Here is a 23,344-nt window from a genome sequence, read left to right as displayed (position 1 = left end):
CATGCAACGCAAATGGGCAACGATATTACTCAGTAGCTTTATATTTTTAAATGGTTGTCAGGTTATGCCACATGCCAAAGGGCTACAAAGTTCACTATGGCAGGCTCAGACTTATCAAAGGCAAGATCAGGTTGAGGTTCAGTGGAAGCAGCAAAGTTTTAGCTTCTTGCTATATCAACAGCAAAAGGGGGCTGTACTAGATATGGTCGCTTTGAGCTTGACAGGCCAGCAATTATTTAAGTTAAAGTTTGATGGGCATCGGGTTCATGTTGAACAACGTATTGATCAAATGCGTTTATTGCCTTTTGAGTTTGTAGTGCGTGACCTTTTGTTTGCGACATACCCTCAGTTTTCGCATTTAGGGCAGCAAGCTGTAGAGATGAAACAACAAGCAGACAAGCAGGTTGTTTATATTGAAAAGCAACCTGTGTTGCAACTTAAACAGGGACAAGGAGGCATTGAATTGATTAATGAGCAAGTCCCTTATACCATGACGCTGAGTTCGATTGAGAACACATTACAGACAGAAGAAAGTCCTACGCCATGAAACATTTACCTTCAGAAAATGCAGCTCCAATGGCAGTAGGCATACAATTTAGTGTTGGTTTATCTGCATTAGGCTGCGAACTTAATCAAATTAAACAGGCATTACAACAGCCGCAGCAAACCTTGAGTTTGCGGGATGATTTAATCGCTGATCGTGATGGTTGGGTGGGACAATATACGCACCCATTATGTTCGTACGTACCCGATGCTTTGCAGTCTGTAGATTCACGTAATCTACGTTTTGCATTAACTGCATTATCTAAAATCGAAACAGAGTTAAAAGCTTATACTGCTTCCTTTGAAAATAAACGTTTAGCCATTGTGGTAGGCACCTCTACTTCTGGTATTGCAGATAATGAATTATTACTTAAGCAATATTTTCAAGGGCAAACAGATCTATCGATATCACATCATCCTCAAGAAATGAGCTGTTTAGCGAAAGCATTACAGCAGTACTTAGGGTGGGAAGGACCTATATATACGATTTCGACAGCTTGTTCTTCGAGTGCTAAAGCATTAGCAGCAGGGCAGAGATTACTTCATGCAGATTTAGCCGATGTTGTGCTGGTGGGTGGCGTCGATACCTTGTGCAAGTTGACTCTAAATGGATTTAATAGTCTAGAAAGTTTATCTGAACATATTTGCCAACCCTGCGGCATAAGCCGTGATGGTATTAATATTGGTGAAGCTGCTGCGTTTTTTGTACTGAGTAAAGAACAAGCACCTGTCATGTTAATGGGAGCGGGTGAATCTATGGATGCATGGCACATTTCAGCCCCGCACCCTGAAGGTAAAGGTGCCGCTTTAGCTATGCAACGTGCATTAGATATGGCACATATTTCCGCTCAAGAGGTGGGTTATATTAACTTGCACGGAACAGCTACTCCACAAAATGACACAATGGAAATTAAGGCTGTAAGACAAGTTTTTGGTGATTACCAAGTTGCTTTAAGTAGTACAAAACATAAAACTGGACATTGTCTTGGTGCAGCGGGTGCCATCGAAGCTTTTATTTGTGAACAGATTCTAAAGGATCAAAGCTGGTTGCCTTTACATCAAAATGTTGAGATTGATCCAGATTTGGCCGACCAAAACTATGTGCAAGAAGCCAAGCTAACACAGCCCATTCGCTATGTCATGAGTAATTCTTTCGCTTTTGGGGGAAGTAATATTAGTCTTGTATTTGGAGTAAAACCCTAATGAAACTGGATGCAATTCAATATATTCCTCATGAGCAACCGATGGTATTTATTGACCATTTAACGGATGTTGCAGAAGGGCGGGCGCAAGCAGAACTAACGATTACAGCAGAGCTCATGTTTTGTGAAGCAGAAGGTTTGCCGACATGGGCAAGCATTGAAATTATGGCACAAACAATTAGTGCTTATTCAGGCTGGCAGGGTCAGCAGTCAAAACAAGCACCAAAAGTCGGTTTCTTATTGGGAACGCGTAAATTAAATTTACCCATCCCTTATTTCGCCTTAGGTTCACGATTGATCATTCAAATAGAGCAACAATATTTTCATGAAGGCCTTGGGCAATTTTCCTGTGAAATTCAATATGCTGAGCACTGCATTCAGGCAACGTTAAGTGTATTTGAACCTACAGAAACACCATTTGAATAACCACAAAGAATTAGGAATACATTGTGACAAGACGAATTTTAGTAACGGGTTCAAGCCGAGGAATTGGGAAAGCGATTGCATTACAGCTGGCAAAGGCTGGTTTTGATGTAACTGTACATGCACGTTCTCGTCAGGCAGAGGCTGAGCAAGTCGTACAAGAGATTCAAGCCTTAGGTCAAAATAGCCATTATTTAATGTTTGATGTAAATGAGCGCCAGACGGTACAACAAATTTTAGAGCAAGATGTAGAGCAGCATGGCGGATTCTATGGCGTTGTATTGAATGCAGGCCTTACTCATGATGGTGCTTTCCCTGCGTTAACAGATCAAGATTGGGATGAAGTGATTTCGACCTCTTTAGATGGTTTCTATAATGTTTTAAAACCACTCATCATGCCAATGATTCACTTACGCAAAGGTGGCCGTATTGTCACTTTATCTTCTGTATCTGGAATTATGGGTAATCGTGGTCAGGTCAATTACAGCGCTGCAAAAGCAGGATTGATTGGTGCGACCAAGGCTTTGGCACTCGAATTGGCGAAGCGAAAAATTACTGTGAACTGTGTTGCACCAGGGTTGATCGAAACTGAAATGGTCACCGATGAAGTCAAAGAACATGCGCTTAAAATGATTCCGTTGCAACGCATGGGACAGGTCGATGAAGTGGCGAGCGTAGTGAAATTTTTGTGCTCAGATGAAGCCTCGTATGTAACCCGACAGGTGATCTCTGTAAATGGAGGACTCATCTGATGAAGCGTGTAGTTGTGACAGGAATGGCAGGCATTACCTCTTTAGGTGAAACTGCCGATGACATCTTTGCGCGATTTGAAGCTGCTAAAAGCGGTATTCGCTACATGCCGGAGTGGGAGCAATATGTTGACCTTCGGACCAAGCTTGCTGGGCCTGTTGAAACATTTCATGTTCCAAAACATTTTAACCGTAAGGTTACCCGTGGAATGGGACGTGTAGCGCTCATGTCTGTGGTTTGTGCCGAAACTGCTTTACAAAATGCTGGTTTGCTCGGGCATGAAATTTTGTCTAGTGGTGAAGCGGGTGTTGCCTTTGGTTCTTCTGCGGGTAGCGTAGATGCCGTGGGTGAGTTTGCAAGCATGTTGCTTCACCAGAGCATGAGTAAGATTAATGCCACCACTTATATTCGCATGATGGCCCACACCAGTGCAGTGAACATGACCGTATATTTTGGCCTAAAAGGATTAACTTTACCTACCTCAAGTGCATGTACCTCTGGTTCCATGGCAATTGGGCAAGCGTATGAAGCAATCAAATATGGCAAACAACAAGTCATGATTGCGGGTGGTGCAGAGGAACTCAGTGCGGCAGGTGCAGCGGTTTTTGATGTATTGTTCGCGACCAGTGGAATGAATGATCAACCTGAAAAAACACCACGACCATTTGATGCTAAACGAGATGGATTAGTGATTGGTGAAGGGGCAGGGTGTTTAATTCTCGAAGAATATGAACATGCCAAAGCACGAGGTGCTCATATTTATGCAGAAGTGATTGGCTATGGTAGCAATACCGATGGTCAACATGTAACTCGTCCTGAATCAGAAATGATGGGGCGCTGTATGGAGTTAGCGCTTAAAGATGCATCTGTAGAGGCTAAAGACATTGCCTATGTAAACGCGCATGGTACCTCAACTGATCAGGGCGATGTGGCGGAGAGCCAAGCCACTGCAAAAGTTTTAGGCTATAAACCAATTAGCTCTTTAAAGAGTTATTTTGGACATACGCTGGGGGCGTGTGGGGCTATTGAAGCTTGGTTAAGCATCGAAATGATGAATCGTGGCCGTTTTATTCCAACTTTAAATCTAGATGAAATCGACCCACTATGTGGTGAACTAGATTATATCGTTCAGCAGCCGAGAAATTTGGATGCTGACATTATTATGAGCAATAACTTTGCTTTTGGCGGAATTAATACTTCGCTTATTTTTAAACGTGTTAAACAATAAGGAACACAACAATGTTAAATAAAAAACTTTTATTTGTAGCAATGCTAAGTGCGGGTTTTACTGCCACTGTTCAGGCTGGAGATGAAGTACATCAGTTAAATTTTAAAGAAGCTGTAGACCGTGCAGTTGCCGATGGGACTTTGGATGGTTCGGTAAAGTTTTATTTAAAGGGGACAAAATCTGGTGGTAAAGTTATTCAAAAAGATGCGGTGACGAATAAAAAGACCAATGGTTTTGGTAAGTCGGCAGCAACGTCTTGTGACTGGGTTTTGCGTTCAGCACTGATCCAAATGCAAAACAATGCTAAAGCACAAGGGGCAAACGCCGTTACCAATATTGTGAGCTATTTTAAAGCCAATGAAACAACGAGTACGACAACTTACGATTGCTATAAAGGCACCATGATGGCGGGTGTTGCTTTAAAAGGTGATGTCGTTAAATTTTAATAATTTCTAGTAAGGTTGAGATAATGTCTAAGCGCAAAATTGAAGTCTATACACAGGCATTATCTCAGCTTCTTTTAAAGTCTAAACAAGATTTTCCAGACTTCCGTTCATTTAATCATTATAAAAAACAACAAATACAGAGTGTCAGAAATAGACTAATCGCAGAGAAACTACAACTCAATTCAACGGAATTGGAGTTTGCCAAGCATGAACATGGTAAACCTTATTTGTTAAATCATACTTTGCATTTTAATCACTCACATAGCCAACAATTCTACGCTTTAGCCATGAGTGAACATGTTAAAGATATTGGTGTAGATGTTGAGGAACTTGATCGAAATGTACGCTTAGATGCATTAGCAAAACATGCTTTTCATCCCGATGAATATGCAATGTGGCTAAGTTTGGACCAAGATAGAGAATATTGGTTCAAAGTCTGGACCATTAAAGAAGCGGTTTTAAAAGCTTCAGGATTAGGCATACGTTTAGATTTAAATACGCTAAATACTCAGGCACACCCCACCAATCATGGCGGAGTCTGTTCTCATCCACTTAATGGGACATTTGCTTATCAGAATTTTATTGTTGGCAATATGATATTAACTGTAGCATGGCGTTCAGAGTTATCTTGCCGTGGCTTCCAGTTTCCGTCTATTCAGCTTCACTCACTTGATCTTTAATAATCTAAATAGCACACATAAAAAAACCGCGTAATACGCGGTTTTCTATTAAAAGGAGAAGCTAAAAAATTAAGCTTGACCTTCAACAGCAGCAGCTTGAGCACGTTGCATGTTAGCTTCAAACTCTGCATCAAAGTTGATTGGTGTAAGAAGTAACTGTGGGAAGCTACCTTTAGTTACTAAATCATTTACAGCTTCACGTAAGAACGGGAACAAAATATTTGGGCAGTATGCGCCTAAAATATAAGGTAAACGCTCTTCTTCAATGTTGTCGATCAAGAAAATACCTGATTGAGTTACATCTACAATGAACGCTGTTTCGTTGTCGTTATCGGCTTTTTTCACAACTTTTTAAAAAAATTCAAAGTGAGTCGGGTCAATCTTTTCTGCAGCAGAAGAAAGATTGATATTAAGTTCAGGTTGCCATTGTTTTGTGAAAACCTGCGCCCCAGGAACCTCAAAAGAAATATCTTTTGTATAAATACGCTCTAAAGCTAATTGTGGTTGAACTTGTTGTTCTTCGCTCATTGTTTTTTCCTTAATATGGATGCGATGTTAAGCCAATAATTCGTCGAGTTTACCTTCACGCTCTAAAGCATAAAGTTGGTCAAAACCACCGATAAACTGATCGTTAATGAAAATTTGTGGGACAGTACGATGATTTGTGCGTTGCATTAATTCAACACGTACTTCTGGTGCTTCAACAGAAAGATTTACTTCTTTATAAGCAACACCTTTACGCTCAAGTAACTGTTTAGCACGAACACAATACGGGCATACAGAAGTTGAGTAAACAATGACATTTGCAGCCATGATAATTCTCCTTAAGCTTTTGGTTTGCTTTTAACAAGAGGTAAGCCTTGTGCTTTCCAGTTACTAATACCACCATCAAGACGATAGCTATCGTGGTGAGCAACTTTTTGCAAAGCACTTCCAGCAACTTGCCCCAAGTTGCAAATAAATACCAGTGGACGGTCACTTGCTTTTAATTCGTCAGCATGACTTGCGATTTGGCTATACGGAATATTGCGACTGCCACTAATGTGACCTTCGCGGAAATCTTTGCTATCGCGTAAGTCAATCAAAAGAGCATTTTTCGCTTTCACTAAAATCCCAAGCGACTGTGGAGAAATTTTACGACCATTACGTTGACCTTCAAAAATGAAGAACAACACGATCAAGACTCCGAGCGTACCAAACAAAATGGGGTGATTCCCCATAAACTCTAACCAGCGTTCCACAAGTCACCTAAAAAAATTAAAAAACAAAATTGACCTAGAGTATAGCGTATATAGATGGTGATCAAAATCACCACTTCAAGGGCAAATAGGGCAGAAAATCAGTTTTTTTGCTGCGCTTCTTGAATCTCATCGATTAAACGCAAAAAGCTATCTAAACGTCGTGGCAAAATTTCACCCGCTTCAACGGCCTGTTTAAGCCCACAATTCTTTTCATGAGTGTGAGTGCAATTACGGAATTGGCAAGATCCTAGATGGGCTGCAATGTCTGGAAAGCCCATACGAATTTTTTCTAAATCGAGATGCCAAAGCCCAAACTCACGAATTCCTGGAGAATCAATTAAGGCACCATTTTTACCGAAGTTGATTAAGCGCGTAGAGGTTGTCGTGTGTTGTCCAAGTGCAGAGTTTTCAGAAATAACATTGGTTTTTTGCTCTGCATCTGGAATGAGCACATTAATTAAAGAGCTTTTTCCTACGCCTGATTGCCCTACAAATGCTACGGTTTCACCATCTAAACGCTCAGATAAAGCCGAGATATCTCCCTTCTTCGACTGACAAATCATCACCTCATAACCCAAGGTTTTATATTCTTCTAATAGGGTAAGAATTGGGTCATTTTCAGTGAGTAAATCAGACTTATTGAGGACCAAAAGAGCAGGAATATTTGCATCTGCACAAGCAACTAAATACCGATCGATTAGCGTTGGAGCTGGTTCAGGAAGCGGTGAAAATACAATCACAATCAAACTGATATTCGCGGCTACTGGTTTAACTTTGTGATAGCGGTCAGGGCGGGTAAGTAAAGATGTACGTGGGTGAATGGCTGTAATAATGCCTAAACCCGTATTTGGGTCTGCCTGCCATTTAACACGATCACCAGTTACAAGTAACTCAAGATTAGTTCGAGTATGGCAACGCCAAACACTATTAAGTTCGATCGGCTTCCAGAATGGTTCTGGTTCTCCTTCGGCAACTTGTGGTTTTTCTGGGTGATGCTCAGGTACAGAGAGAGCTTGTACTTCAAGTTGACGGCCATAATGTTGTACAACGAGTCCATCTAGATCCTGTGAAGTATCGATCTCTTCTTGGCGAGTTTTATGCTGTTTTTCAATACGACGTTGCTGTTGTTCAGTTAAACGACGCTTACGAATTAAAGCCATTCATATCCCAAAAAAAACCATTGTTTGAAGACCGCAAAAATAGCATGAAGCAGCTATAGAATTACAGCGCGGAAGCAAGAAATTTGCTACTATTGATGTTTTTACGGCATTTTAGAACGTACATTCATGAGCAGTACTTTAAATACACGATTAATTTGGATTGATCTGGAAATGACCGGATTAGATACCGATAATGACCAAATTATTGAAATCGCAACAATTATTACAGATGATCATTTAAATGTACTTGCCGAAGGTCCAGTTTTGGCTATTCATCAACCTGATCGTATTTTAAATGCAATGGATGAATGGAACACTCGTCAACATGGGCAGTCTGGACTAATTGAACGAGTTCGTCGCAGTAAATTAACAGCTCGTGATGCTGAGTTACAAACTTTAGAATTCCTAAAAAAATGGGTGAATCCAAAAGTTTCACCAATGTGCGGTAACTCGATTTGTCAGGACCGCCGTTTCTTACACCGTCTTATGCCTGAACTTGAGCAGTATTTTCACTATCGTAATCTTGATGTATCTACGGTAAAAGAGCTTTCAAAACGCTGGCGCCCTGAAATTATGAGTGGCCTGAAAAAGAATGCATCACATTTGGCAATGGATGATATTCGTGACTCAATTTCAGAGTTGAAATATTACCGCGAATATTTCTTTATCATGAATACAGATGGTAAAGATTGATTGCGTTGTAGACGTGATATGAAAGGGAGGCTATTGCCTCCTTTTTTATTACTTAAAGGACCTTGTTACAATAATGCCGATCGCCTGATTTGGCTTTCATATTCATTTTGCTTAAAATGATGTTTTAAATTTTTATTATAAAAAGAGAGCATTTATGCAAAGTAATAACCCGATACTGACGCGCGTTGAAACGGTCAGTGACTATAGTCAACCGATGACTGTGCAAGGTGCGATTCAAAAAACTGTTATGTTGACAGTCATTGCAGCTGCTGTGGGTGTCGCTTTATTTTTCTATGCAGCCTTTACTGCAAATGTTGGTATTGCTTACGCGGCTTCAATTGTGGGTGCAATTGGTGGTTTGGTTTTAGCTTTAATTACAACGTTTAAACCAACGACCGCGCCAACATTGGCAATTCCGTATGCCTTATTTGAAGGGGCTTTTTTAGGTGGTATTTCGTTTACTTTCCAGTTGAAATACCCAGGAGTTCCACTTCAGGCTTTATTAGCGACCTTTGTCACCACTTTGGTGATGTTTGGTTTGTATAAATTCCAAATTATCCGCGCAACTGAAAAGTTTAAGTCAGTTGTGATCTCTGCATCTTTGGCGATCTTTATTGTATTTATTGTGCAGATGATCATGCGTTTAGCATTTGGTTCAAGTGTTCCTTATATTTTTGAAAGTAACTGGTTAGGCATTGGTTTTGCTGCATTCGTCGCGGTCATTGCTTCGCTTAATCTGATTTTAGATTTTGATTTAATCGAAACTAATGCAGCATATCGTGCACCAAAATTCATGGAATGGTTGTGTGGTATCGCATTACTTGCAACTTTAGTATGGATGTATATTTCTTTCTTACGTTTACTGGGCTTACTGTCTGACGACTAAGATTGAATTCATTTAGAAGTCGCTCCTCATCTGGAGCGATTTTTTTTCGTGCGATTTTTGAAAAAAGATGCATTATGCAATTTCGAAAACCGCCGAATATTGGCATTATGCTTGAAATTGTTTTGAGTGAGATCGGCATGACACAAGGACTTTTAGCAGGTAAGCGCTTTTTGATTGCAGGCGTTGCTAGTAAATTATCAATTGCTTTTGGTGTTGCACAAGCATTACACCGTGAAGGTGCAGAGCTTGCGTTTACTTATCCAAACGAAAAATTAAAAAAACGTGTGGATGAATTTGCTGAGCAATTCGGTTCTAAGCTTGTGTTTCCATGTGATGTTGCTGTTGATGCTGAAATTGATAATGCATTTGCAGAACTTGCAAAACATTGGGATGGTGTAGACGGTGTTGTACACTCAATTGGCTTTGCACCTGCACACACACTTGATGGTGACTTTACTGACGTGACTGACCGTGACGGTTTTAAAGTTGCTCATGACATCAGTGCATACAGCTTTATTGCAATGGCTCGTGCTGCAAAACCTTTATTACAAGCTCGCCAAGGTTGTTTATTGACTTTGACTTACCAAGGTTCTGAGCGCGTTATGCCTAACTATAACGTTATGGGTATGGCAAAAGCTTCTTTAGAAGCTGGTGTTCGTTACTTGGCATCAAGCCTTGGTGTTGATGGTATCCGTGTAAACGCGATTTCTGCGGGCCCAATCCGTACTTTAGCTGCTTCTGGTATTAAATCTTTCCGTAAAATGTTAGATGCCAATGAAAAAGTTGCGCCGTTAAAGCGTAACGTAACGATTGAAGAAGTTGGTAACGCCGCATTATTCCTATGCTCACCTTGGGCTTCAGGTATTACTGGTGAAATTCTATATGTAGATGCTGGTTTCAATACTGTAGGTATGAGCCAATCTATGATGGATGATGAATAAGTTTTAAAATTTATTCAGCCATAAAAAAGCCGTAGTCCTTCAACTACGGCTTTTTTAATTGGTACAAGTTATTGCGGCAGTTCTTTTACAGGTGAACCACCTAAAGCTTGCATGAGAGTGACATACGCGTTGTATTGGCTTTGCTTGGTTTCAACGAGGCTTAAACGTGCAGTACGTGTGGTTTGCTGTGCATCGAGAAGTGTTTTTAATGCAACAGCACCATAACGGTAACGAACTTCGGTTAGACGTTCAGTTTTTTCTGCAAGTTCAACATTACGCTCTTGTAACGCTACTTGTTTGTCGAGTTCGGTACGACTCGATAAAGCATTTTCTACGTCAGCAAAAGCCTGATAAAGCGTTTGACGATATTGAATAATCGCTTTTTCATAATCTAGATTGCTAATCGCGATATCTTTTTTCATATCGTTATATTGCAAAAACGGTAAGCTTAAACTTGCACCAAGCGTCAGGGCAGGGTTGCGTAACAACTCCGTTAACGATGTGCTGCTTGAGCCTAGACTGCTGGTTAAGCTAATCGAAGGGTAGTAGCTCGCCTTAGTAGCATCTTTAGTTGCTAATGCTTTTCTTAAGCGGAGCTCACTTGCTTGCAAATCAGGTCGGCGCGATAAAATGTCGGCAGGTAAGCCAGCACCAATTGCAGGTAGAGCAGTGCGTGGTAAACGCTTTGGCTCTTGAATATTTAATTGCTGCAATGGTTCATGCAATAACACCGCAATGGCTGTGCGAGTTTCAACCAGTTGTTGTTCAATCTGGCTTAAACTCGCTTTCTGGCTTTGTACTGATTGTTCTGCTTGAGTCAGATCTACACCTGAAACGGCACCAGCTTTATATTGAATCTGTACCAAGTCATAAAGCTTTTGAGAGGTTGCTAGACTTTGCTGTGCGGTCGTATAACGCTCATTTAAATAACCCAGTTGCCAATAAAGTTTGGCAGTAGTTGCAATTAAACTTTGTCCCGTAGCTTGTAAGTCTTGTTCTGTCGCTAAAGCTTCCCATTTACTTGCTTCGGTTTGGCGGGCAAGCTTGCCAAACAAATCAAGCTCATAGCTTACCCCAGCACTCATGGAAAGACCTTTAGCACTGTCATCTCCCGAATTTAAATCGAAAGAATGTCCTGTAGAAACACTAGAACTGGTACGTAAGCCTTGTTTGTTAGCGGTTAAGTCAGCTTGTAGACGGGCTTGCTTTAGAGCAATACCTGCAACTGCTAAATCACTATTACGTTCTAATACATTACTTACAAGTTGATTGAGCTGTGCATCGTTAAAGAGTGTCCACCAACGGTCAGAATATTGATTGGCAGACATGTTTTTTGCTTTTGCTGTGTCATATTGAAAGCTACCCGGAACTTGTACCGCAGGCGTTTCATAAGGTGTTTTTACTACAGCTGCACATCCTACAAGAGAACCTGTGAGAAGAAGTGCTGTGCTGAGTTTAGTCGTAGAGAAAGACATGCAATTTTCCTTATTCTCGAGAGAGTGCGGCAACAGGGTCAAGTTTCGCGGCATTCTTAGCAGGCAAGAAACCGAATACGACACCAATCAGTGTTGAACAGACAAATGCTGCAATAATAGAAGTGCTTGAATAAGCCACGCTAAAGTTACCGCCAGCAAATTTATTAATAAGTTGTCCAAGGCCAAGCGATAGTAAGACGCCAAGCACACCACCAATTAAACACACCAAAATTGCTTCAATTAGGAATTGCTGCAGAATATCACTTTGACGCGCACCGACGGCCATACGTACACCAATTTCTTGAGTACGTTCGGTCACCGAAACCAACATAATATTCATTACCCCGATACCACCAACGACCAATGAAATTACGGCAATTGCTGAAACCAGAAGGGTCATTGTGCTGGTTGTTTTCTCGATGGTTTGGCGGATACTGTCACTGTTCATAGTGAAAATATCTTGTGCACCATGGCGCTGGGTTAATAGATTTACAATCGCATTTTCTGCGGCAGCAGTTGAATATTTGTCATTAATACGAACCACAATATTGCGAACATGGGTTTGCCCCAACATACGGCTCATCACGGTTGTATAAGGCATATAGACATTTAAAGTGTCATCTGAGCCCATGCCACTCGTTTGCGGTTCTACAATGCCAATAATACGAGCAGGTACACTACCGAGCAGTACGACTTGACCGATAGGGTTGGTACCGTCACTAAAAAATTGTTTTTGAGTATTGGTATCAATGACCACATCCTGTGAGCGATCACGAACACTACGTTGATCAAAAGTTTGTCCATCTTTAAAGACCAAACCTTTCACATCGAAATAATCGTTACTTACACCATTAATGGTCGCGTTTGCTTCATTTTGTTGGTAACGCATGGTTTTGGATGTGCTGACGATTGGGCTGACTGCACTAACATACGGTTGAGTCATTAACGCATCGGCATCGGCAGGCACCAAGGTTTTAAAACTTGCAGTTTTAGAGTTATCACCAAAACCACGACCCTGAAATACCGTAATCGTATTTGTTCCCAGACTACTAATATTACTTAAAATTTGCTGTTGAGAGCCTTTACCTAATGCGACCACCGTAACAACCGAAGCAATACCAATAATAATCCCCAGCATGGTTAAAAAAGTACGCATGCGGTGGGCATTCATAGACAGTAAAGCCATTTGGAAGGCTTCTGATAAACGGTCTAAAGTAGAACGCCATGCAGAAATACTTTTGCCTTTCTTCTGTTTACCTTGTAAAGCAGGCGCCGCATCAGGATCAGTCTTGATTGGTTCAGCTGCTTGATCTGGAACATTAGGGCGGTCACTAATAATCTCTCCGTCACTAATCTCAATAATACGAGTCGCATTTTTTGCAACTTGCATATCATGGGTGACTAAAATAATAGTGTGACCTGCGGCATTGAGTTCACGCAAAATACGCATCACCTCAACACCACTATGAGAGTCAAGTGCCCCCGTCGGTTCATCTGCCAGAATAACGTCACCGCCATTCATCAGCGCACGGGCAATAGAAACACGTTGCTGCTGACCACCAGAAAGTTGGCTTGGTCTATTGAGTGTTTTTGTGCCCAACCCTAATTCAGTCAGTAGAGCGGTTGCACGTTGTTTACGCTCAGAAGGCGTAACACCAGCATAAACAGCTGGAACTTCTACGTTACCTTCGGCAGATAAGTCACCGAGTAAATGATAACGCTGGAAAATAAAACCAAAATATTCACGGCGTAGTCGAGCGAGTTGATCCGGTTCGAGTTTACCAGTCTCTTGTCCACTAACCTTGTAACTACCACTCGTAGGGCGGTCTAAACAGCCCAAAATATTCATAAGTGTTGACTTACCGGAACCAGACTGACCGACAATGGCAACCAGTTCACCTTCGTAAATGGTAAGGTCAATGCCTTTTAAAATTTGTATCGTGCTTTCGCCAGCAGGGAATTCCCGGACTAGATTGCTGACTTCAAGCAAAGCTTGTTTTGTCATGCTTACATTCCCATTGGGCCACTACGGCGACGGTTATTACTACTATTAGCTGATGCAGCAGAAGTATCTGCGCTATCGGCAATGACAACTTGATCACCTTGTTTTAAGCCCGCAAGAACTTGCGCATTTACACGGTTGTTAATGCCAACCAAAATTTGAGTTGGTTTAGTTGTGCCATCAGCTTGTAATACGCGTACAACACTTAACGTTAATTTACCTTGTTCAATTAACTGTTTTTGCTCAGCAGTCAGGTTAAGACGCTCCAAACGAGCTCCATTTCCTTGAGATTTTTTAACAGCTTCAGGTGTAGAGCTTGCTTTATCAGATGATTGGCCTGATTTTCTTTGACCTGAAAATTGTTTAGAACTCAGTGCTGATGATGGAACGAGTAGGGCATTTTTAGCTGAGTTTAATACGATATAAACTTGTGCAGTCATATCAATACGCAATTTACCATCGGTATTTGGCACATCGAATAAGGCATTATAGTAAACAGCTGAACTCGTTGTTGAGCTTGTCGTACTTGTTGATTCGCTAGAAATAGAATCTGGAGCAGGTTCAATTTGACGTAAAGTTGCATAACGCTTAGTGTCTTCACCTAATGTAGTGAAATAAACCTGTTGTCCTTTCTCAACTTTCATAATGTCAGCTTCACTGACCTGAGCCTTGATCGTCATGTTTTGTAGTTTTGCAATTTTGACAATTGTTGGCGCACTTTGATTGGCATTTACTGTTTGACCTTCTTCGGTCACAATCGCAACAACCGTACCATCTGTTGGAGCAACAATACGCGTATAACCAATATTGGTTTGCGCCGTAGATTTTGTGACTTTCGCAGATTCAATTTGTGCATCTAACGCTTTGATTTGTGCCTGAGCTGTTTTATAGCTTGCCTCAGCCGATTCTAAATCTGCACGTGGTGTTGCATCTTGTGCATACATTTGTTGCTGACGGCGGTATTCAAGTTGTTTTTCATTCAAAGAAGCAACTTGCTGAAGACGCTGTGCTTCTAAATTTTTAATATTTGCATCAGAGGTTTTTAAACTATTTTCTTGGGTCGTTGAGTCAATCTGTGCAATAAGTTGACCTTGCTTAACCTGATCGCCAAGTTGCACATACATCTTTTTAACCTGACCAGATACCTGTGCACCGACACTAATCAGTTTGGTTGCATCAAGTGTACCCGTTGCAAGTACATTATTTTCAATATCCCCGCGTGTTACCTCGGCAGTAATATATTGTGGCTGTTGCTGTTTTGGCTTGAAAAACTTCCAGGCTAAAAGAGCAATAATGACTATACAGACGATGATAATAACAAGTTTGATTGGCTTTATTTTTGGCATGGCGAGAGGTCGAAAAGTTTAAAATTTAATTTAGTATAAAAGCGAAATGAGGATAAAACGTGAATTTTTATTATATTTCAAGAATGAAGAAAAATGATTCAGCCGAATTACTGTATAAATAATGTTTTTCCACATAATTCAGCAATCGCTTGCTGCATTAGATGTTCTGCATTTTCGTTCGACATTCCTTTAATTGCTGCATCAACTTGCAATAGAAGGGTAGACCATCCTAAAAACTGTTGAGGATTTAATCTTCTTAAAGCTTGTTGATATAAACTGACTTTAGTTTTCCAGATACCAAGTTGTAATGCATTATGAGGCTGTTCAAATAATTGCATCAGTAAACGCATTTCTTTGCTTAGTGTCCATAAAATCAGACTTTCTGGTTCGCCAGCAGCAATTAAATATTGAAAAATTTTAATAGATTGAGCGAGATTACCTTCTAACAGTGCGTCACTTAAATCGTAAGTGGTGTAACGAGACTGATCTTGTAAACAAGCATACAGCTGTTCAATTTGAATTAGTTGTTGGTCTGGGAAAGTATCTCTTACACGCATCAAGCTATTCTTAGCTGCGAGCAGATTATGCTCATGATGCTGCATGAGCCACTGCCATGCGTCATTATCGAGTTGAATTTCAAGTTTCTCTGCTTCAGCAGATAAAATTCTTTGACGGTCTTGCGGATAGTTTGCCGTTAGGGCAACGACAACACCATTTGCTTCCACAACTTGGAAAAAAGCAGACTTTAAGCTACTACTATCTTGCTTAGGTAAAACAATTAAAAGCAGGTTAGTTTCATTATGTTGAATATAACTTTTAAGTTGTTTTAGCCCATTTGCGTCAGGCTTTATATTGCCATGTACTTCAATGGCAAGCTGCTGAGAAAATAAAGATAAGCTGTTAAGAGCGTTAAAAACATTCTTCCAGTCGCTTACACTACTAATATCGTAGCGCTGTCTTTCAACTTCTTGTTGTTGCCAACTTTTACGAAAAGCATCTAATAAATTTTGTTCCAGCAAAGGTTCTTGGCCATGTAAAATCCACGCACCCCGTGCTTCCGGAATGCGTTTTAAGGCTTGTAAATAGTCAATTTTCATTGCTGGTAAAAATAAAGATTAAGGCTGAGCTTTTGGTAAACGGTTTGCTGAAATCTGACGAGTAATTTGCTGTGCAATGTCATCGATCACAATACGTTGCAAATAAGATTCTTGCTGATTTTCGGTGTTAACCGTTGCAAGATCATATTGGTAACTACGAGATGCAGTTAATGAACGTGGTTCAGTAATTTTATTACCCTGACGGTCTTCAATCTGGAAGGTTACGGTTAAGCGTAATAATACTTCCGTTAGTTTTCCATTTAAAAGCTGACGACGTGGTGTGTACTCTAAAACACGGAGTACGTAGGCATCATTATCATTGCTGAATTGAACACCATTTGCAGCTAAATAAACTTTTAGCTGGGTTTCCAAATCATCAGTTTTAGCTGGTAACTCAAGGCTTAATTTTTTATAAACAAGCGGAGTTGCAGTCGGGTTGGTTCCTTTTAAATGAAATCCACACCCGACTAAGCCTGCACTAAGGCCTAAGGTCAAAACAACAGCGGCTAAACGTTTGGCAAAGTGCATGCTTGATCCTCTCATTAATAACTTTAATTAAACCACGAGGTTAACTAATTTATTTGGAACCACAATTTCTTTCTTTGTTGGTCCTGTTAAGAATTGTTGAACTTCTGGAAGGGCTTTAGCTTGAGCTAATAGATCTTCTTTAGAGATATCAACCGAAACTTCAAGTTTACCGCGAAGTTTACCGTTAACCTGTACAACAATCGTTTGTGTATTACGAGTTAATGCAGAAGCATCGACTTCAGGGAATCTTGCTTCTGTTACATCTGTACCAAACTGAGCCAATAACGTTTGACTTAAATGTGGTGCAAATGGAGCAAGTAAAGTTAACAGTGTAGTGATCGCTTCACGTTCTACAGCAACGTCGTTGTCATCTTTTGCTTCAAACTTGTTGCTCGCATTTAACAATTCCATCAAAGCAGCAATCGCAGTATTGAATGCATGACGACGTTCGATATCATCACTTACTTTTTGAATAGTTTCGTGAGTTTTGCGACGTAAATCTTGAGCATCTTTAGACAAGTTAGCAGTATCAATCGTAGAAGCTTGGTTGCCTTTTTCAAGGAAGCTTGCTACAAGGCGCCACACACGTTTTAAGAAACGGTTTGCACCTTCAACACCTGCATCAGACCATTCTAAAGATTGATCTGGTGGAGCAGCGAACATCATAAATACACGTGCTGTATCTGCGCCGTATTGATCAATAATCGCTTGTGGGTCGATACCGTTGTTTTTCGACTTAGACATTTTTTCTTGTCCGCCGATCACAACTTCTTGACCGTCACCTGAATATTTTGCAGAAAGAATACGACCTTTTTCATCGCGTTCTAATTCGATATCAGCAGGGTTAAACCAAGTTTTCTTACCATTTTCTGCTTCACGATAGAATGTATCCGCAAGCACCATGCCTTGAGTTAACAAGTTGGTAAATGGTTCATTACCTTGTACTACACCTTCATCACGCATTAATTTGTGGAAGAAACGTGCATAAAGTAAGTGAAGAATCGCGTGTTCAACACCACCAATATATTGGTTTACAGGAAGCCAGTTTTGAGCAGCTTCAGGTTTCACCATTCCGCCAGTGAAGTCTGGAGACGCATAGCGTGCGTAGTACCAAGATGACTCTACGAATGTATCCAATGTATCTGTTTCACGACGTGCATCACCACCACAACAAGGACATTTAGTTTCATAGAATTCAGGCATTTTATTAAGCGGGTTACCTGAACCATCTGGAACAACGTCAGTTGGTAATACAACTGGAAGCTGGTCTTCTGGAACTGTGACTTGACCACAAGTATCACAGTTAATCATTGGAATTGGACAACCCCAGTAACGTTGACGAGAAACACCCCAGTCACGTAAACGGAATTGAACTTTAGAATTTGCTAAACCTTGTGGTTCTAATTTTGCAAGGAATGCATCGAAAGCAGCTTGGAATTCTAAACCGTCAAACTCACCAGAGTTAACAAGTTTACCTTCTTTTGAACCATACCATTCTTGCCACTCAGTTGCAGAGTAATCTGCATCGTCAGCGCCTTTGGCATCAATCACTTGCTTAATAGGCAAGTTGAACTTGTTTGCAAATTCGAAGTCACGTTCGTCATGCGCTGGTACAGCCATTACTGCGCCAGAACCATAAGACATTAATACGTAGTTTGCGATCCAGACAGGAAGCTCTTCACCAGTTACAGGATGTTTTACAAACAAGCCTGTTGCCATGCCTTTTTTCTCGGCTGTTGCCAAGTCCGCTTCTGCAACTGAACCCATGCGGCACTCTTCAATGAATGCAGCCAATTCAGGGTTCTTTTCAGCAGCTTTAAGCGCAAGAGGGTGTTCTGCTGCAACAGCAACATATGTTACACCCATTAGTGTGTCGGCGCGTGTTGTATAAACAGTTAAGCCATCAGCATAAATTTCGGTATTGGCAGATGGGAAAGTAATTTCCATGCCTGTAGAACGACCAATCCAGTTACGTTGCATGGTCAACACTTGTTGAGGCCAGCCGTCTTGTAGGGTGTCTAGGTCGTCTAATAATTCTTGTGCATAGTCAGTAATACGGAAGTAGTACATTGGAATATCGCGTTTTTCAACCAATGCACCAGAACGCCATCCGCGACCATTTTCAACTTGTTCGTTTGCTAAAACAGTTTGGTCAACTGGATCCCAGTTTACTGTTGAAAGTTTACGGTAGATCAGGCCTTTTTTATAAAGCTGAACAAATAACCATTGTTCCCAGTGATAATACTCTGGTGTACAAGTTGCAAATTCACGATCCCAGTCTACAGATAGACCTAATTTTTTTAATTGGTCACGCATGTAGGCAATGTTTTCAAATGTCCATTTTGCCGGAGCAACTTTATGGGCAATTGCTGCGTTTTCCGCAGGTAAACCGAATGCATCCCAACCCATAGGTTGTAATACAGTTTCACCTTTTAAACGGTAAAAACGGCTAATCACATCGCCAATTGTATAGTTACGCACATGCCCCATATGCAGCTTGCCGCTTGGGTAAGGAAACATTGACAGGATGTAACGATGTTTACCTTCGACAGTGTCGGCAACTTTAAAGACTTTACGATTTTCCCAATCTTGTTGAACTGATGGTTCAATCGTGTTTGCTTGATATTCGGGGTCAATGTGAGAAATAGTCATAGACGTAAGCTATACAACAAAAATTGATATTAAAGATTGTTGCACAGCATAGCGCAAAATCGACAAAAATGCAGTTTTGGGATGGATTTATTTTCCGTTAAAAATTAAACAAGAATAAACCTGAAAAAAGCGGGGTAATCATAAAAAAAAGAAAAGTGGAAAAATCAAATAAGATGAAAAAATAGTCAGTTAAAAAATAATCATAGAAAAGTGTTTCTTTAATCTTGACTTTAGTGAATTAAACAACAAAAATGCTTCCTTTAGTTTTATATGCGATTATTTGATCACCCTTCGAATAACCGTCATGTTTTGTAATAGACATTCTCTCTAGCCGAGAGATTGATTTTACTTAAAGTATGTATATCCAGACATGCTTTATTAATGTTAAAAAAGCTTATACGGCTGAAAAACAGAAATTTTTCTATTGCAACGAAAACTAGACAATATGTGTGCTATAACAGTGCAGACAATTCAATGAATGAAACACTATTTGTGCCTTCCATAAATAGTGATAAAGATTTTAGGGTGAATCACGTTGGAACTTTTATCTGGTGGTGAAATGCTCGTTCGTGCTCTTGCGGACGAAGGCGTTGAACATGTTTTTGGTTATCCAGGCGGCGCTGTATTACATATTTATGATGCGCTATTTCAACAAGACAAAATTAATCATTACCTCGTACGTCATGAACAAGCTGCTGGTCATATGGCAGATGCTTACTCGCGTGCTACAGGTAAGACTGGCGTAGTACTGGTCACTTCTGGACCTGGCGCAACTAATACTGTGACTCCAATTGCAACAGCTTATATGGACTCAATCCCGATGGTGATTTTGTCTGGCCAGGTTGCATCACATCTTATTGGTGAAGACGCTTTCCAAGAAACTGATATGGTGGGTATTTCACGTCCTATCGTGAAGCACAGCTTCCAAGTTCGTCATGCAAGCGAAATTCCTGCAATTATCAAAAAAGCATTTTATATCGCAGCAAGTGGTCGCCCTGGTCCAGTTGTCGTCGATATTCCTAAAGATGCAACAAATCCTGCAGAAAAATTTGCGTACGAATATCCTGAAAAAGTGAAGATGCGTTCTTATCAGCCACCTTCACGTGGTCATTCTGGCCAAATTCGTAAAGCGATTGATGAGCTTTTAAGTGCAAAACGCCCTGTAATTTATACGGGTGGTGGTGTTGTTCAAGGTAATGCATCAGCATTATTGACTGAACTCGCTCATTTACTTGGTTATCCGGTGACTAACACACTTATGGGCCTTGGTGGCTTCCCCGGTGATGATCCACAATTCGTGGGCATGTTAGGCATGCACGGTACTTATGAAGCAAATATGGCGATGCATAATGCTGACGTCATTCTTGCAATTGGTGCGCGTTTTGATGACCGAGTAACCAATAACCCAGCAAAATTCTGTGTGAATGCTAAAGTTATTCATATTGATATTGATCCGGCGAGCATTTCAAAAACAATTATGGCGCACATTCCAATTGTAGGGGCAGTTGAGCCTGTACTTCAGGAAATGTTGACGCAATTGAAACAATTAAATGTGTCTAAGCCAAACCCTGAAGCAATTGCTGCGTGGTGGGATCAAATTAATGAATGGCGTAAAGTTCATGGCTTAAAGTTTGAAACCCCGACCGATGGAACAATGAAGCCACAGCAAGTTGTTGAAGCTTTATATAAAGTCACTAACGGTGATGCCATCATTACTTCAGATGTGGGCCAACACCAAATGTTTGGTGCGTTGTATTACAAATACAAACGTCCACGTCAATGGATTAACTCAGGCGGATTGGGCACCATGGGCGTAGGTTTACCTTATGCAATGGCTGCGAAGCTCGCTTTCCCAGATCAACAAGTTGTTTGTATTACTGGTGAAGCTTCAATTCAAATGTGTATTCAAGAGCTTTCAACGTGTAAGCAATATGGCATGAATGTGAAGATCTTGTGCTTGAATAACCGTGCTTTAGGTATGGTGAAGCAGTGGCAAGATATGAACTATGAGGGCCGTCACTCAAGCTCATACGTTGAATCATTGCCTGATTTTGGCAAGTTAATGGAAGCTTATGGTCACGTTGGTATCCAAATTGATCATGCTGATGAACTAGAGTCGAAGCTTGCTGAAGCAATGGCGATTAATGATAAATGTGTATTCATTAATGTCATGGTTGACCGCACGGAACATGTTTATCCAATGCTGATCGCAGGTCAGTCTATGAAGGATATGTGGTTAGGGAAAGGGGAGCGTACATAATGAGACATATTATTTCTGTACTCGTTGAAAACGAAGCTGGTGCGCTTTCTCGCCTTGTTGGTTTGTTTAGCCAACGTGGATATAACATTGAAACACTGAATGTTGCGCCAACCGAAGATCCAACTTTGTCACGCTTAACATTAACAACTTATGGTGATGATCATAAGATTGAACAGATTACAAAGCAGCTCAATAAACTTGTTGAAGTTGTAAAAGTAGTTGATTTATCAGAAGGTTCACATATTGAGCGTGAACTCATGTTGATTAAAGTAAAAGCGTTAGGTGCTTCACGTGCTGAAATTAAGCGAACAGCGGATATTTTCCGTGCGCAGATTGTAGACGTGACACCAACTACCTATACCATTCAAATAGCAGGGACAACTGAAAAATTAGATGGTTTTATCGATGCGCTTGCAGAAAACACTATTCTAGAAGTCGTTCGTTCAGGTGTATCTGGTATCGCCCGTGGCGAAAAAGTATTAGCCATTTAATTTTTTAAAAAGTATTTTAGCGGAGAACACAAATGCAAATTTTTTACGATAAAGACTGTGACTTATCAATCATCCAAGGCAAGAAAGTAGCGATTATTGGTTACGGTTCTCAAGGTCATGCTCATGCACTTAACCTTAAAGATTCAGGCGTAGACGTAACTGTAGGTTTACGTGCAGATTCAGCTTCTTGGAAGAAAGCTGAAAATGCAGGTCTTAAAGTTGCAGAAGTTCCTGCTGCTGTTAAGCAAGCTGACCTCGTAATGATTTTGACTCCAGATGAATTCCAATCACAACTTTACCGTGACGTGATTGAGCCAAACATCAAAGAAGGCGCGACTCTTGCATTTGCTCATGGTTTCTCTGTTCTTTACAACCAAGTTGTTCCACGTAAAGATTTAGACGTAATCATGGTTGCTCCAAAAGCACCTGGTCACACTGTACGTTCAGAGTTCCAACGTGGTTCAGGTGTTCCTGACCTAATCGCAATTCACCAAGATGCTTCTGGTAATGCTCGTAACGTTGCTCTTTCTTATGCTTCTGGCGTAGGTGGCGGCCGTACAGGTATTATCGAAACTTCATTCCGTGAAGAAACTGAAACTGACTTATTCGGTGAGCAAGCAGTTCTTTGTGGTGGTGCGGTTGAATTAGTGAAAATGGGCTTCGAAACTTTAGTTGAAGCTGGTTATGCACCAGAAATGGCTTACTTCGAATGTTTACACGAACTTAAATTGATCGTTGACTTAATGTTCGAGGGCGGTATCGCTGACATGAACTACTCAGTTTCTAACAATGCTGAGTACGGCGAATATGTAACTGGTGTTGAAGTAATCAACGAACAATCTCGTGAAGCAATGCGTAATGCATTGAAACGTATTCAATCTGGTGAGTACGCTAAGATGTTCATTCAAGAAGGTGCGTTAAACTACCCATCTATGACTGCTCGTCGTCGTCAAAATGCTGCACATGGTATTGAAGTAACTGGTAATAAGTTGCGTGCAATGATGCCTTGGATTCAAGCAAACAAAATCGTAGACAAAGAAAAGAACTAATTTTCTTTATCTAATGTTTTAAAAGAACCCTGCTTTAAGCAGGGTTCTTTATTTATACTATTTTATTTGAATGTGAAAATTGCGATTAGGTCAACTTGACTAGATTAAATAAATTCTATATTTTTCATATAATTGGCTGCTTAATTTTTATTTACTTTATTGATTTATAAAGTAAAAAATACTTGACCAAAAGATAGATAATGTTATTGTTTATAACTGACTGAATAAGTCAAATTTACTAAAATTTCTTT

22 protein-coding genes and 1 pseudogene are annotated in these 23,344 nt (G+C 40.5%); 13 read left to right on the top strand and 10 right to left on the bottom strand.

From position 1 onward, the window contains the following. The first annotated feature begins 1 nt into the window (after position 1). The 7 genes from J690_RS08530 to J690_RS08500 are packed head-to-tail and all read left to right on the top strand — an operon-like array spanning position 2 to position 5,272. Complete coding sequence (locus tag J690_RS08530) at positions 2 to 547, top strand: DUF3261 domain-containing protein (protein ID WP_032035341.1); 546 nt, start codon at positions 2 to 4, stop codon at positions 545 to 547. Next, positions 544 to 1,746, top strand: a complete 1,203-nt coding sequence (locus J690_RS08525) for a beta-ketoacyl-[acyl-carrier-protein] synthase family protein (protein ID WP_032035340.1) — start codon at positions 544 to 546, stop codon at positions 1,744 to 1,746. Before J690_RS08530 ends, J690_RS08525 begins: the two co-directional genes overlap by 4 nt. Then, a complete protein-coding gene (locus J690_RS08520; RefSeq protein ID WP_032035339.1) occupies positions 1,746 to 2,171 on the top strand; it encodes a hotdog family protein in 426 nt (141 codons plus the stop codon). The genes J690_RS08525 and J690_RS08520 overlap by 1 nt, the downstream gene beginning before the upstream one ends. A gap of 23 nt (positions 2,172 to 2,194) precedes the next feature. Further along, on the top strand, positions 2,195 to 2,920 hold the full coding sequence (locus J690_RS08515; RefSeq protein ID WP_000198397.1) for a 3-ketoacyl-ACP reductase FabG2: 726 nt from the start codon (positions 2,195 to 2,197) through the stop codon (positions 2,918 to 2,920). Then, the gene (locus J690_RS08510; protein ID WP_014208361.1) at positions 2,920 to 4,146 is read left to right on the top strand and encodes a beta-ketoacyl-ACP synthase; all 1,227 of its coding nucleotides are present in this window, start codon (positions 2,920 to 2,922) and stop codon (positions 4,144 to 4,146) included. Before J690_RS08515 ends, J690_RS08510 begins: the two co-directional genes overlap by 1 nt. A gap of 11 nt (positions 4,147 to 4,157) precedes the next feature. Further along, positions 4,158 to 4,592, top strand: a complete 435-nt coding sequence (locus J690_RS08505; RefSeq protein WP_016144319.1) for a hypothetical protein — start codon at positions 4,158 to 4,160, stop codon at positions 4,590 to 4,592. A 23-nt stretch (positions 4,593 to 4,615) separates the two neighbouring features. After that, the gene (locus J690_RS08500) at positions 4,616 to 5,272 is read left to right on the top strand and encodes a 4'-phosphopantetheinyl transferase family protein (RefSeq protein ID WP_016144320.1); all 657 of its coding nucleotides are present in this window, start codon (positions 4,616 to 4,618) and stop codon (positions 5,270 to 5,272) included. A gap of 69 nt (positions 5,273 to 5,341) precedes the next feature. Here the strand turns inward: J690_RS08500 and secB are convergent. From secB to rsgA, 4 genes and pseudogenes are all read right to left on the bottom strand, one after another. After that, a pseudogene (secB, locus tag J690_RS0104160) lies at positions 5,342 to 5,800 on the bottom strand (protein-export chaperone SecB). A 27-nt stretch (positions 5,801 to 5,827) separates the two neighbouring features. Next, positions 5,828 to 6,085, bottom strand: a complete 258-nt coding sequence (gene grxC / locus J690_RS08495; RefSeq protein WP_002114715.1) for a glutaredoxin 3 — start codon at positions 6,083 to 6,085, stop codon at positions 5,828 to 5,830. Positions 6,086 to 6,096: 11 nt separating this feature from the next. Beyond that, complete coding sequence (locus tag J690_RS08490; RefSeq protein ID WP_000443006.1) at positions 6,097 to 6,513, bottom strand: rhodanese-like domain-containing protein; 417 nt, start codon at positions 6,511 to 6,513, stop codon at positions 6,097 to 6,099. A 98-nt stretch (positions 6,514 to 6,611) separates the two neighbouring features. Continuing rightward, complete coding sequence (rsgA, locus tag J690_RS08485; protein ID WP_005066188.1) at positions 6,612 to 7,673, bottom strand: ribosome small subunit-dependent GTPase A; 1,062 nt, start codon at positions 7,671 to 7,673, stop codon at positions 6,612 to 6,614. Positions 7,674 to 7,799: 126 nt separating this feature from the next. Between rsgA and orn the strand changes: the two genes are divergently transcribed. The 3 genes from orn (at position 7,800) to J690_RS08470 (ending at position 10,193) form a co-directional block, all read left to right on the top strand. Then, entirely contained in the window at positions 7,800 to 8,366 is a 567-nt protein-coding gene (orn, locus tag J690_RS08480) for an oligoribonuclease (protein WP_000099436.1), read from the top strand. Positions 8,367 to 8,520: 154 nt separating this feature from the next. Further along, positions 8,521 to 9,252 carry a Bax inhibitor-1/YccA family protein gene (locus J690_RS08475; RefSeq protein ID WP_032035338.1) on the top strand — a complete coding sequence of 244 codons (732 nt, stop codon included), beginning with the start codon at positions 8,521 to 8,523 and terminating at the stop codon, positions 9,250 to 9,252. A 137-nt stretch (positions 9,253 to 9,389) separates the two neighbouring features. Beyond that, a complete protein-coding gene (locus J690_RS08470; protein ID WP_032035337.1) occupies positions 9,390 to 10,193 on the top strand; it encodes an enoyl-ACP reductase FabI in 804 nt (267 codons plus the stop codon). Positions 10,194 to 10,261: 68 nt separating this feature from the next. Here the strand turns inward: J690_RS08470 and J690_RS08465 are convergent, their stop codons facing one another. The 6 genes from J690_RS08465 to leuS form a co-directional block, all read right to left on the bottom strand. Continuing rightward, positions 10,262 to 11,668: an efflux transporter outer membrane subunit gene (locus tag J690_RS08465; protein WP_032035336.1), complete on the bottom strand. Its 1,407-nt coding sequence runs from the start codon at positions 11,666 to 11,668 to the stop codon at positions 10,262 to 10,264. 10 nt (positions 11,669 to 11,678) lie between these two features. Continuing rightward, on the bottom strand, positions 11,679 to 13,673 hold the full coding sequence (locus tag J690_RS08460) for a MacB family efflux pump subunit (protein ID WP_032035335.1): 1,995 nt from the start codon (positions 13,671 to 13,673) through the stop codon (positions 11,679 to 11,681). 2 nt (positions 13,674 to 13,675) lie between these two features. Then, positions 13,676 to 15,016, bottom strand: coding sequence for a MacA family efflux pump subunit (locus J690_RS08455; protein WP_032035334.1), 1,341 nt, complete (start codon positions 15,014 to 15,016; stop codon positions 13,676 to 13,678). 107 nt (positions 15,017 to 15,123) lie between these two features. Next, positions 15,124 to 16,113: a DNA polymerase III subunit delta gene (holA, locus tag J690_RS08450; protein ID WP_005079106.1), complete on the bottom strand. Its 990-nt coding sequence runs from the start codon at positions 16,111 to 16,113 to the stop codon at positions 15,124 to 15,126. Between the two features lie 18 nt (positions 16,114 to 16,131). Next, positions 16,132 to 16,641: an LPS-assembly lipoprotein LptE gene (locus J690_RS08445; RefSeq protein WP_002115142.1), complete on the bottom strand. Its 510-nt coding sequence runs from the start codon at positions 16,639 to 16,641 to the stop codon at positions 16,132 to 16,134. Positions 16,642 to 16,668: 27 nt separating this feature from the next. After that, positions 16,669 to 19,293, bottom strand: a complete 2,625-nt coding sequence (gene leuS / locus J690_RS08440) for a leucine--tRNA ligase (RefSeq protein WP_032035333.1) — start codon at positions 19,291 to 19,293, stop codon at positions 16,669 to 16,671. Positions 19,294 to 19,828: 535 nt separating this feature from the next. Here leuS and J690_RS08435 point away from each other — a divergent pair. From J690_RS08435 to ilvC, 3 genes are read left to right on the top strand one after another with little or no spacing between them, the layout of a single operon-like run. Then, positions 19,829 to 21,553, top strand: coding sequence for an acetolactate synthase 3 large subunit (locus J690_RS08435; protein WP_005079103.1), 1,725 nt, complete (start codon positions 19,829 to 19,831; stop codon positions 21,551 to 21,553). After that, positions 21,553 to 22,044, top strand: coding sequence for an acetolactate synthase small subunit (gene ilvN / locus J690_RS08430; protein WP_002114824.1), 492 nt, complete (start codon positions 21,553 to 21,555; stop codon positions 22,042 to 22,044). The genes J690_RS08435 and ilvN overlap by 1 nt, the downstream gene beginning before the upstream one ends. A 32-nt stretch (positions 22,045 to 22,076) precedes the next feature. Then, entirely contained in the window at positions 22,077 to 23,093 is a 1,017-nt protein-coding gene (ilvC, locus tag J690_RS08425; RefSeq protein WP_002115094.1) for a ketol-acid reductoisomerase, read from the top strand. Positions 23,094 to 23,344: the final 251 nt, after the last annotated feature.

Source organism: Acinetobacter sp. 742879 (assembly GCF_000588535.1).
Lineage (GTDB): Bacteria > Pseudomonadota > Gammaproteobacteria > Pseudomonadales > Moraxellaceae > Acinetobacter > Acinetobacter pittii.
Note: the sequence above shows the minus strand (reverse complement) of the source record. Positions and strands in the feature narration are given on the sequence as shown.